This window comes from Sphaerisporangium sp. NPDC088356, from assembly GCF_040685555.1.
Taxonomy (GTDB): domain Bacteria; phylum Actinomycetota; class Actinomycetes; order Streptosporangiales; family Streptosporangiaceae; genus Sphaerisporangium.
The window spans coordinates 24,754-35,911 of sequence record NZ_JBFBIK010000074.1 but is presented as its reverse complement, the minus strand read 5'-3'; the positions used below and the strand labels follow the sequence as shown (position 1 = coordinate 35,911).

The window sequence follows — 11,158 nt, the reverse complement described above, 5'->3', positions numbered from 1 at the left end:
GCCGACCTCGGCCTGACCGCCTACCGCTTCTCGGTCTCCTGGCCGCGGATCCAACGAGCGGGCGGGGGCGACACGGGAGGGCGTCAGCGGCCGGAGATGAGGTTGGCCAGGCGGGCGTAGGCGGAGGTGCGGCCCATCTGGGCGGTCTCGTGGCGGTCGGCGGTCCGGAACAGCGCGTAGATCGCCTGCACGCCGATCCAGCGCAGCGGCTCCGGCTCCCACTGGCGCACCTGGCGGCCGACCCACGGCAGGGCGGTGAGCTCGGTGTCCTGCCGCAGCACGAGATCGCGGAGCGTACGGCCTGCCAGGTTGGTGGTGGTGACACCGCTCCCGACGTACCCACCGGCCCAGCCGAGGCCGGTGGTGTGGTCCAGGTGGACGGTGGAGCACCAGTCCCGGGGGACGCCGAGCACCCCGCACCACGAGTGCTGGATCCTGGCCTTGGCGGTGGCGGGGAACAGCGAGGTGAGGATCTTCCGCAGCGCGGCCACGGTCTGCGGCTGGGTGGCGCCGCGCACGTCGGTGCGCGAGCCGAAGCGGTACGGCACGCCCCGCCCGCCGATGGCGATGCGGCCGTCGGCGGTCCTCTGCGCGTAGCAGTACGCGTGCGCCTCGTCCCCGAGCAGTTCGTAGTCCCGCCAGCCGATCTGCTCCCACACCTCGTCCGACAGGGGCTCGGTGACGATCATCGAGCTGTTCATCGGCAGCCACTGGCGGTGCTGGCCCTGGATGCTCGCGGTGAAGCCCTCGGTGGCCCGGATGACGTACTCGGCGGTGACCGTGCCCCGGTCGGTGACGGCCGCCGCCTTGTCCTCGGCGGTCCGGGGGCGGATCTCGGTGACCGTGGTGCCCTCGAACAGGTCGACGCCGAGGCCGGTGACGACGCGGGCGAGGCCGACCGCGAGCTTGGCGGGCTGGATGCGGGCGCAGTGCGGGCTGTAGGTGGCGGAGATCGTCCCGGCGACGCGGATGCGGTCCTCCTGCTCGTCGCGGGTGAGCAGCCGCATGTCCTGCTCGGCGAAGCCCCACGTGCGAAGGTCGGCCAGCTCGGCGTGCAGGCGGCGGTTCTGCGCGGGGTTGGTGGCGACGTGGAGCAGGCCGCCCTTGTGGATGTCGGCGTCGATACCCTCGGCCCTGGTGACCTCGATCACCTCGTCCACCGCGCTGAACATGGCGTGCTGAAGATCGATCATCGCCTGGCGCCCGCGTGCCGCCGCGTGCCGCTCGCGCGACCCGGCGAACTCGGCCGACAGCCAGCCGCCGTTGCGCCCGGAGGCCCCGAAACCGGCGAACTCCCGCTCCAGGATCGCGATCCGCAGGTCGGGCCGGGCCTTCTTCAGGTAGTACGCGGTCCACATGCCGGTGTAGCCGCCGCCCACGATGGCCACGTCGTACTCGCGCGACCCCGGCAGCGCGGCACGGCGTTCGGGGACGCCGATCTGCCGGTACCAGTACGACACCCCGCCGTTGGCGAAGTCGTCCGTCAGGGGGGTGCCGTTCAATCCGTTGCCGCTCATATCAACTCCATGACCAAGGTGCTGTGGTTGCCGACGACCTCACCGCGCACGGTCAGGGGGAACCGCCTTCACATCAGAATCGTCGGGTGGAAGTACTGAGTCGCCGACGCGCTCGCTTGCTCGTACCAGGCGCCGGGCTACGACGGCGTCGGCGGGCCGATCATCCAGAGCACCTCAAGCGGCTCCACGCCCTCGTTGACCACGCGGTGCGGGGTCGAGGTCCGGTACTCGATGCTGTCCCCGGCGCCCAGCTCGTAGGAGACCGCCGACTCCGCCGGGCCGATCCACAGGACGGCCCGGCCGCGCAGCACCAGCAGGATCTCCTGGGAGTCGCCGTGGGTGTAGGACTCGTCTCCGGTGGAGGCCCCGGGGTCGAACTCGCCGCTGTAGATCTCCAGGTTCTGCAGGGGCCGCTGCGAGATCAGGTACTTGCGGGTGCCCGGCCCGGTGGGTAACTCGGGGCGGTCGGCCCGGCGGACGAGCCGGTGCCCGACCACCTCGCCCTCGCTGAACAGCTCGGCCACCGTGAGGCCGAGGGCGCCGGCGATGCGCCGCAGCATGCCGATGCTCGCGCTCGTGCGTCCGCGCTCCAGCTGGCTGATGAAACCGGGACTTGCGCCCGCCTCGCCGGCGAGGTCGCGCAGCGTCATCTGGCGCATGGCGCGGTACGCCCTGATGCGCGCCCCGAGGCGCACGGTATCCGCCTCAGGAGCGCCCACAGCAACGTTCCGAGCTGGGGGCTCAGGCGGCATCGAACATCCCGATCTTTGTCACCAAACATTTTGTTTGATCACTGTACAGACGTTCGATCCGCCTCCTCAAGCCCCAAACTAATAACAAACCAGCCACAACCAGACAAACCACCCAGAGTGGGCTGGGTCCGGTATGCGTGTCAGCGGGATCCGGTGCAGCCGCATCTTCTCGAAGCCGTAGCGGCAGATCAAGCGACGGCGGGTAGCCGTCGCTCATCCACCGCATGACCTCGGGGTCTGTGCCAGCGCCACAGCGTCTCGGCGTCCGACGGTTCGAGGGCGCGCAGTCGTACGCGGTCTCCGGTAAGCACGCCCGATTTCCTATCAAAGAGTGGCCGAACGCGAGAACCGGTATACAGCTTGGGCGCGTGGGCCGTCAGCGTCGTAGGGTCGCGGCCGGGCGCCCCTGGGGTGGGATGCGGCGTGGCGCGGTCAGGAGGCGTTCGTAGAGTTCCAGGTAGCGGTCGGCCATGACGGCGGGGGCGAAGCGGGCGCGGGCCTCGCGGCGGCATTCTTCGGGGTCGATCTCGTCCACGCGCAGCACCAGCTCGGCCAGCTCCTCCTCGGTGTCGGCCAGGAACCCGGTGCGGCCGTGGTCGATGATCTCGGGGAGCACGCCGCGCCGCAGCCCGACGGGAGGGACACCGAGGGCGAGCGCCTCGACGACGGCGGTGCCGCCGGGCTCGTCCCACTGGATGGGGAAGAGCGCCGCGCGCGCCGAGGCGTAGAGCCGGTCGCGGGCCGCGCCCTCGACCGAGCCGACCCACCTGACGAGGTCGCCGTCGAGGTAGGGGGAGACCTGGCCGGCGAAGTACCGCACGTCGGGGTGGCCGTGCAGCGGGTGGTCGGGGTTCTCGACCACGGCGTCGAGCTCCGCGGCGGTGTTCAGCCCGCTGACCGGGCCCGCCAGTACGAGGGGCAGGCCGAGCTTCTGGCAGATCCTGGCCGCGACGTCCTGGCCCTTGAGCCCGCAGACGCGGCCCATGACCATCAGGTGATCGCCGCGCTTCACGCGCGTGTCCGCGTCGGCGAGCGGGGTGGCGAGGTGGACGGCGCCGAGCGAGACGGCCCTCAGCGCGGCGGGCGCGCGGCGGAGCTGTGATTCCGAGACGCCGTTGACCGCGATGGACCTGGGGAAGTTCCCGTAGAAGGCGGCGTGCTTGCGCAGGTCCCAGTGCAGGGTGTGCAGCACGGGAGGGCCGCCGAGCGTGGACAGCAGGGCGGGGCCGACCACCTCAAGGTGGTCGTGGACCAGGTCGATGTCGTCGCGGCGGCGCAGCTCGGCCGCCACCCTGGCCTGGTGCGCGTGCGCGATGCCCATGACCTGGTTGTACGGCTTCTGCAGGTGGGAGAACTGGCCCTCGTCGTAGACGCTGATCAGCTCGTCCACCTCCAGCGGGCTCGCGCCCACAGAGGCGAGCACCACGCTGACGCCCCGCTCGCGCAGCGGCGGGATCAGCGTGGCGACGATGTTCTCGATGCCACCGTAGCCGGAGGGGGGCACGGGGAGCCAGGGACCGGCGTTCATGAGAATCTTCACGCGACGTCCTCCTTGACGGAGTTCACCGAGTTGACCGGCAGTACCGGGGTCGCCGGGGTGGCGATCACGGTGGCCAGCGGGGGGCGTTCGGCGACGCTGACGTCGCTGAGGGTGGCGTTGCCGTCGGCGTCGAACTGGAGCAGGCCCGTCGCGGGCGCCTCCGAGGCGACGATACGGCCCTGCCGTTCCAGGCGGGACCACGCGGTCAGCATGATCTGCCCGGCCATCCGGCCGAGCGCCGCCGTCGACTGGTGGCTGTGCTGGCGGCAGCCGAGGTCCACCTGGGCCATCGCGTCGAGCCCGACGCGCTCCAGCAGGTCGACGAGGAGGCCGAACTCCACGCCGTACTCGGTGACGAAGGGCACCTGTTCGAGCACCTGGCGCCGCGCGGCGTACTCCCCGCCGAGGGGCTGCACGAACCCGGCCAGCTCCGGCCAGTACAGGTTGAGCATCGGCCTCGCGACCAGCTCGGTGACCCGGCCCCCCGCGCCGCGCTGCACCACCCCGTCGGGCCCGGTCAGGGGACGCTCGTAGGCGCCCTTCACGAAGGCGATCTCCGGCCGCGTGAGCAGCGGGCCGAGGAGCCCGGAGATGAAGTGCGAGCCGAAGTTCCGCAGGTCGGAGTCGGCGAACACGACGATGTCCCCGGTCGAGGCCGCCAGCCCCTTCCACAGCGCCTCGCCCTTGCCCGACAGGGGCGGCAGGCCGGGCAGCACGTCGTCCTGGCGTACCACCCGGGCGCCCGCCGCCGAGGCGATCGCGGCGGTGGCGTCGGTGGAGCGGGAGTCGACCACGAGGATCTCGTCCACGAGCGGGATCGCCTCGACGAGGTCGCGCCGGATGGCCGAGACGATGGCGCCGACCGTCTGCTCCTCGTCGCGCGCGGGCAGCACCACGCTCACCGTGGTCGTCCCCTTGGCACCCAGGAGCGTGTCCAGCGGCCAGTCGGCCGCGGCGCTCGTGTGCGGGTGTGACCGACCCCTGACGGGAGCCGGTACCCGCGGCGAACGACCAGAAAGATTTTCCATTCAGCCTGCCCCGTTCTCATGTCATGACGGCGGCAAACTGCCCCAGAAAGAGCGATCCGAACGTCATTGTTTGGCGAGCCCCAGGAGAGGCATATGCCGCTTCGTGACTTCTAATACCCGTATCGGCATTATCGGTGCCGGAAATGTCGCCGCACGCCACGCAGAAGTACTCTCATGTTTCCCCGATGTAACAATTGTCGGGATCGCCGACACGGATTCACGCAAGGCCGAGGCCCTCGCCTCACAGTACGGCGCTCGGGCACATGGTGGGCATGCGAGCCTGCTCGAAGCCGGGGGGCTGGACGCCGTCTACGTCTGCGTGCCGCCGTTCGCGCACGGCACCACGGAGCTCGACGTGCTCGAGATGGATCTGCCGATATTCGTGGAGAAGCCCCTGGGCCTCGACCTCGCGACCGCCGAGAAGATCGCGGCCGAGATCGCACGGCGCGGGCTGGTCTCCGCCGTGGGGCACCACTGGCGCTACCTCGACACGTTGCGAAGGGCACGCGACCTGCTCGCCGACCGGCCCGTACGGCTGGCGCTCGGCTTCTGGCTCGACAAGCTGCCCCCCGTGCCCTGGTGGACCAGGCGGGACATGTCCGGGGGGCAGGTCCTGGAGCAGGCCGTCCACGTGCTCGACCTGGCCAGGGTCCTGGTCGGCGAGGTCGAGATGGTGCACGCCGTACCCGCCGGGGAGACCGCCGGCGATGAGATCGACCGGGCCACCGCGGCGGTGATGCGCTTCCGCGGCGGCGCCGCCGGGCTGCTCGCCACCACGAGCCTGCTGGAGCACAAGCACCGGATCGGCCTCGAAGTGCACGCCGAGGGCCTGGCACTGGACGTCGGCGAGACGCGGCTGGTCGTCAACGGGGACACCGTGATCGAGGACCCGGGGGAGGCCAAGACCCGGGTGGACAGGGAGTTCGTCAACGCGGTGCGGGGAGTGCCGTCCGACGTGCGCGTGCCCTACGAGGAGGCGCTGAGGAGCCACCGCCTGGCGCACGCGGTCGCGCGGTCGGCGGCCGAGGGCGGGCCGGTCACCCTGGACGACGGTGACCCCCGATGACCGAGATCAGGACGCTGAGCGTCGACGCGCCCGGTGAGATCACCCTGATCGAGGAGAAGGCGGGTGACACCCCCGACGGCGGCTTTCGGGTCGAGACCCTGTACAGCGGCGTCTCGGCGGGCACCGAGCTGACCTACGTCAAGGGCGGCAACCCCTACCTGACCTCCGCCTGGGACGCGGAGCTCGGCCTGTTCCTGCCGGGCATCCCCTCCCTCGCCTACCCGGTACGCGGCATCGGCTACATGCAGGTGGGCCGGGTCGTGGAGAGCCGGACGCGCGCCGTCGAGGAGGGCACGGTCGTCGCGATGGCCTACGGGCACCGCACCGGCTACGTCGCCGACCCGATGACCGACAGGTTCGTGCCGCTCCCCGAAGGACTCGACCCGCTGCTTGGGATCTACGTCGCGCACATGGGCCCCATCTGCGCGAACGGCCTGCTGCACGCGGCCGCCGACCTGTACGGGCCCGCCGCGCGCGGCCTCGGTGACGGCGTGCGCGGCCGGCGGGTCGCGGTCACGGGGGCGGGCGTGGTGGGGCTGCTCGTGGCCTCGTTCGCCATCGAGCACGGCGCCGCGGAGGTCGTCGTGGTGGACGAGACGCCCGAGCGGCTGCGGATCGCCGAGGCGCTCGGCGCCACGGCGCTCGCGACCGGCGACGACCCCGCCGTGGTGCTCAAGCGGCGCTGGCGTCACGGCCCGAACGACAGGGGAGCGGACGTCGTCTTCCAGTGCCGCGGACAGGCGAGGACGCTCGCCATGGCACTCAGGCTGCTCAGACCGCAGGGCAGCGTCATCGACCTGGCCTTCTACACCGAGGGGGCCGGCGAGGTGCGCCTGGGCGAGGAGTTCCACCACAACGGGCTCAGCCTGCGGTGCGCGCAGATCGGCAGGGTGCCGCGCGGCCTCGCCCACGCCTGGGACAGGGAGAGGCTCTCCCACGAGACCGTCACCCTGCTGGGGCGGCGCGGCCCGCTGCTACGCGAGCACGTGATCACCGACGTCGTGGACTTCGGCCAGGCCCCCCGGCTCCTCGGCGACCTTGCCGCGCGCCGCCGCCACGCCCTCCAGGCGGTGCTGTGCCAGGACGTCGACGATCAGCGCCGCTGACCAGCTGAAGTCGTCGCAGCCGTGCCCTTGGAGGGTGGAGGGGTCGAAGTACTCGCGAAAGCCCGCGTGCGCCACCGCGCGGACCATGCCACCGGCGAGCAGCGCCGCCAGGTCGGGCCGGCGGTGCCGCAGGCCCCGCCAGACCAGCCAGGTGAGGTTGATCCAGCTCGGCCCGCGCCAGTAACGGGCCGGGTCGAACTCCGGCACGCCGGGCGCGAGGCTGGGCAGCATCCCCCGCTCCAGCCGGAAGCGGTCCACCGCGGTGCCGATCAGCGCGTTCGCGATCTCTTGGGGCAGGCCGGGGAGGATCAGCGGGGTCAGCCCGGCTGCGCTGCCGGAGCGGATCAGGCCGCCGGTGAGCGCGTCGCGGGCGTGGAAGAGGCCGTCGTGGTAGAGGTGCTGGATCATCGCCGCGGTGATCCTCGCCGCCTCGCGGCGGTGCGGGCTCGGGTTCAGGCCACAGACCGCCGCGATCTTCGCCAGCGCCGCCTCCGCCGAGCCGTACGCGGCGTTGAACAGCGGATCCTCCACGGCGAACGCGCCGACCCCCTGGTAGCCGGTGTCCCGGTAGGCGCGGGCCAGCGTGGTGTAGCGCTCGTAGTCGTGGTCGGTGGGCCGCTCGTCGGCGCTGATGTGCGTGAGGTCGCGCCGCTGGACGGCGATCGGGTCCGTCACCACCGCGGCCAGCGGCGCGTCCCACGCCGGGCTGTTGTCCATGCCCGACTCCCACGGGTGCACGATCGACAGCAGCCCTTCGGGCGAGCGGCGCGCGGTGCGCAGGAACTCCTGCTGGGCGACCAGGCGCGGGTAGATCCTGCGCAGGAAGGCCGGGTCGGGGTCGGCCACGTGTACCTGCCAGGCGGCCATCGCGTGCACCGGCGGCTGCACGATGCCGGAGGTGGCCGCGCCGCAGGGGGCGCGCACGTTCCAGAAGGCGGGGCCGGGGAAGTACGAGCCCTCGGGCACGTCCGGGTTGAACACGATGTGCGGGACCCTGCCGTCGCGCCACTGCGCCCCGAACAGGGTCAGCAGCTCGGACCTGGCCCGGCGTGGCGACCAGCGCGCGTTGCCGATCGTGATGAAGGCGGAGTCCCAGCTCCACTGGTGCGGGTAGAGCCTCCGGGACGGGACGGTGTGGTTGCCGTCCCAGTTCGCGACCAGCACCCGAATGGCCCGGCGCAGGAGCGCGCGACCGTCACCGCCGGGCTCGCGCGGCGCCGGACCCTGCCCTGGCACCAGCGTCCCGGTCGTGCTCCTGCCGGGCTCGCGTAGCGTTCCGGCGGCGTCTCCGGCCGGCCCGCGGGGGATCACAGGAACTTCCTGACGAACGCCGCCGTCTGCGGCAGGACGATCTCCGGCTCGCCGCGCAGGCGGCACTCCAGGGCCAGGTAGCCGTCGTAGCCGATCGCGTCGAGGGTGGCCAGCTGCGCCGCCCAGTCGAGGTGGCCGGTGCCCGGCTGGTTGCGGTTGGACTCGCTGATCTGCATGTGCGCGAGGTACGGCGCCGCGTCCATCAGCGAGCGGCAGGGGTCGTCCTCCTCGATGTTCATGTGGTAGGTGTCCCCGGCGACCCGCACGGAGTCCATCGAGCACAGCTCGGCCGCCTGGGCGAGGGTGTTGACCATGTGGTTCTCGTAGCGGTTGAGCGGCTCCAGCATGATCAGAACGCCCTCGCGGCCCGCGTGCTCGCCGAGCGCGGCCAGGGCCTCGGCCAGCACCTCCCTGTCCTGCTCGGGGGAGCGCGGAGGCTCGAAGGGCGGCAGCCTGAGGGAGAACTGCCCCCAGGAGGCGGGCGTCATCACGCCGATGCCGCCGAGCTCGCCGATCACGGTGAGCTGCGAGCGCAGCTGCCGCACCGCGTCCTCGCGCCTGCCCGCGTCGAAGTCGCCGATGAAGTGCGACATCTCCACGCAGACCGTCGGCATGACCACGCCGTCCGTGAGCGCCCGCCTGAGCTCGGGCAGGCGGCCGGCGAAGTGGAGGTCGCCCTTGCCGCGCAGCTCGATGGCGTCGAACCCGGCCTCGGTGGCGAAGGCGAACTTCTCCTGAAGTGTGCGCCCCGGCACGAGCTGCTCCTGTACGGCCAGCTTCACCGCCGCTCTCCCTCCGTGAACTCGAAGACCAGTTGCAGGACGTCGGCGGGATGCCGGTCGAGCAGCTCGAACGCCTCCGCCGCGTTCTCCACGTTCATCACGTGGCTGACCAGCACGCTGGTGTCGATCTGGCCCCTCAGCACGAGATCCATGAACGTGCGCTGCAGCCGTTCGACGTCCCAGCGGTGGGAGAGCCACGAGGCGACCCCGCCGATCTGGGAGGACACTATCTGCACCTGGTTGTGATGGAACTCCTCGCCGAGCCGCAGCCCGGCCCCCTCGCCCTGGTAGAAGCCGGCGGCGACGACCCTGCCGCCCCTGCGCACGCTCCTGATCGCCTCGTGCAGGGCCAGCTGGCTGCCGCTCAGCTCGATGGCGGTGTCGGCGCCCTCCACCCGCTTGCGCAGGAACTCAGCGCACGAGCCGGACAGGACGTCGAACGCCTCGGCCGCACCGAACCGCCTGGCGAGTTCGAGGCGGGCCTGGATGGCGTCGGCCGCGACGACCCTGGCGCCGCTGAGCACCGCGAGCCGGGTGGCGAGCAGCCCGATCACGCCCTGGCCGAAGACGGCGACCTGGTCGCCGAGGTGCACGTCGGCGGCGTGCACCGCGTTGAGGGCGATGGCGCCGACCCGGGCGAACACGCCGGTCAGCGGGTGGACGCCCGGCGGCAGCACGTGCCCGGCCAGCCGCTCGGCGGGCAGCACGGCCTCGGCGCGATGGCCCCACACGCCCCAGACGAGGCTGCCGATCGGCGGGTCGGCGACGTCGGGCGCCGCCTCGACCACCTCGCCGACCTCCTGGTATCCCCAGCCCGACAGAGGATAGGCGTGGGTCCTGCCCTCGGTGAACAGGCGGCGCTCGGTGTCCCATCGCCGGTTCACGTAGGGATTGGTCCCTCGGTAGGCGGTGAGCTCCGTGCCCGCGGAGACGCCCGAGTAGACCGTGCGAACACGCACGCATCCCGGCGTGAGCTCGCCAGGCGGCTCCTGGGTGACGCTTACGACACCCGGCTCTTGAATGGTGATGACGTGCATGTTCCCACTTATACTTTTTAGTCCAACAAAAGCCGTAGACTTAGGACATCTTTCCCTACGATAGTCACTACGAAAACACGCTAAAGTCCAGGACTTGTGGGGAGGGATTTAATGGAACTGGGGTTCCTTACAGCGTGCCTTCCGGAATCCGATCTTTCGGACATAGCGCGCTGGGCCGCCGGGCACGGCTTCGACGCCCTGGAAGTGGCCGGGTGGCCCGCGCCGGACCACCGCGATCACATCAAAGTGGATCAGTTCGACAGAGCCGAATCCATCCGGGTGAGGAAGATCTTCGAGGAGACGGGGCTGACCCTCTCCTCGATCGCCTACTACGAGAACAACCTCGACCCCACCCGCCGGGCGGAGGTCAACGAGCACGTGCGCAGGTGCGTCGACGCCGCCGCGGAGCTCGGCTGCCCCACCGTGGGCACGTTCGTCGGCCGCGACCCCGGGCTTCCCGTGGCCGACAACCTCAAGCTCGCCGAGGACGTCTTCGTGCCGCTGGTCGAGTACGCCCGGGGGCGGGGCGTGACGATCGTCATCGAGAACTGCGTGATGAAGAGCTGGCATCCCGACGGCTACCCGGGCAACCTGGCGTACTCCCCGGAGCTGTGGGAGTGGATGTTCACGCTCGGCCTCAAGCTCAACTACGACCCCTCGCATCTGGTCGCGCTGGGCATCGACCCCGTAGCGGCCGTCGTGCCGTACATTTCGGACATCGCCCACGTGCAGGCGAAGGACACGCAGATCCTGCCCGGCAAGATCGACAGATACGGCTTCTACGGGCCGGTCAGCGGCGCGAAGGGGTGGTACCGCTTCCGGGTGCCGGGGCTCGGTCAGGTCGACTGGACCGGCCTGGTCGACGCGCTCTACGAGGGCGGCTACGACGGGGTGATATCGGTCGAGCACGAAGATCCCGTCTGGAGCGGGGACGACGAGCGCGTGTACGCCGGCCTCGGCATCGCGCACCGCACGTTGCGCGACCTCATCGTGGGGTAAAGGCCGCTCATCCCCCTCAG

General features: G+C 71.2%; 9 protein-coding genes. 3 read left to right on the top strand and 6 right to left on the bottom strand.

The features are described from left to right. Positions 1-83: 83 nt before the first annotated feature. The 4 genes from AB0O34_RS24545 to AB0O34_RS24530 all read right to left on the bottom strand — a co-directional run bounded on the left by AB0O34_RS24545 (position 84) and on the right by AB0O34_RS24530 (position 4,837). Entirely contained in the window at positions 84-1,517 is a 1,434-nt protein-coding gene (locus AB0O34_RS24545) for an FAD-binding oxidoreductase (RefSeq protein WP_363919022.1), read from the bottom strand. Positions 1,518-1,654: 137 nt separating this feature from the next. Next, positions 1,655-2,212, bottom strand: coding sequence for a cupin domain-containing protein (locus AB0O34_RS24540; protein ID WP_363919020.1), 558 nt, complete (start codon positions 2,210-2,212; stop codon positions 1,655-1,657). Between the two features lie 433 nt (positions 2,213-2,645). Beyond that, positions 2,646-3,809, bottom strand: a complete 1,164-nt coding sequence (locus AB0O34_RS24535) for a glycosyltransferase (protein ID WP_363919018.1) — start codon at positions 3,807-3,809, stop codon at positions 2,646-2,648. Next, the gene (locus AB0O34_RS24530) at positions 3,806-4,837 is read right to left on the bottom strand and encodes a glucosyl-3-phosphoglycerate synthase (RefSeq protein ID WP_363919016.1); all 1,032 of its coding nucleotides are present in this window, start codon (positions 4,835-4,837) and stop codon (positions 3,806-3,808) included. The genes AB0O34_RS24535 and AB0O34_RS24530 overlap by 4 nt, the downstream gene beginning before the upstream one ends. On the opposite strand from AB0O34_RS24530, the gene AB0O34_RS24525 reads away from it, so the two are divergent. Together AB0O34_RS24525 and AB0O34_RS24520 are read left to right on the top strand one after the other, a co-directional pair. Further along, positions 4,740-5,903: a Gfo/Idh/MocA family oxidoreductase gene (locus AB0O34_RS24525; protein WP_363919014.1), complete on the top strand. Its 1,164-nt coding sequence runs from the start codon at positions 4,740-4,742 to the stop codon at positions 5,901-5,903. The genes AB0O34_RS24530 and AB0O34_RS24525 overlap by 98 nt on opposite strands. Then, entirely contained in the window at positions 5,900-7,009 is a 1,110-nt protein-coding gene (locus AB0O34_RS24520; RefSeq protein ID WP_363919012.1) for a zinc-binding dehydrogenase, read from the top strand. Before AB0O34_RS24525 ends, AB0O34_RS24520 begins: the two co-directional genes overlap by 4 nt. A gap of 1,307 nt (positions 7,010-8,316) precedes the next feature. Here AB0O34_RS24520 and AB0O34_RS24515 read toward each other — a convergent pair. Further along, complete coding sequence (locus AB0O34_RS24515; RefSeq protein WP_363919010.1) at positions 8,317-9,102, bottom strand: sugar phosphate isomerase/epimerase family protein; 786 nt, start codon at positions 9,100-9,102, stop codon at positions 8,317-8,319. Next, positions 9,099-10,061 (bottom strand): zinc-binding alcohol dehydrogenase, encoded by a 963-nt coding sequence (locus tag AB0O34_RS24510; RefSeq protein WP_363919008.1) that lies wholly within the window; start codon positions 10,059-10,061, stop codon positions 9,099-9,101. The genes AB0O34_RS24515 and AB0O34_RS24510 overlap by 4 nt, the downstream gene beginning before the upstream one ends. Positions 10,062-10,250: 189 nt before the next feature. Between AB0O34_RS24510 and AB0O34_RS24505 the strand changes: the two genes are divergently transcribed. Next, positions 10,251-11,138, top strand: coding sequence for a sugar phosphate isomerase/epimerase family protein (locus AB0O34_RS24505; protein ID WP_363919006.1), 888 nt, complete (start codon positions 10,251-10,253; stop codon positions 11,136-11,138). The last annotated feature ends 20 nt before the right edge of the window (positions 11,139-11,158 follow it).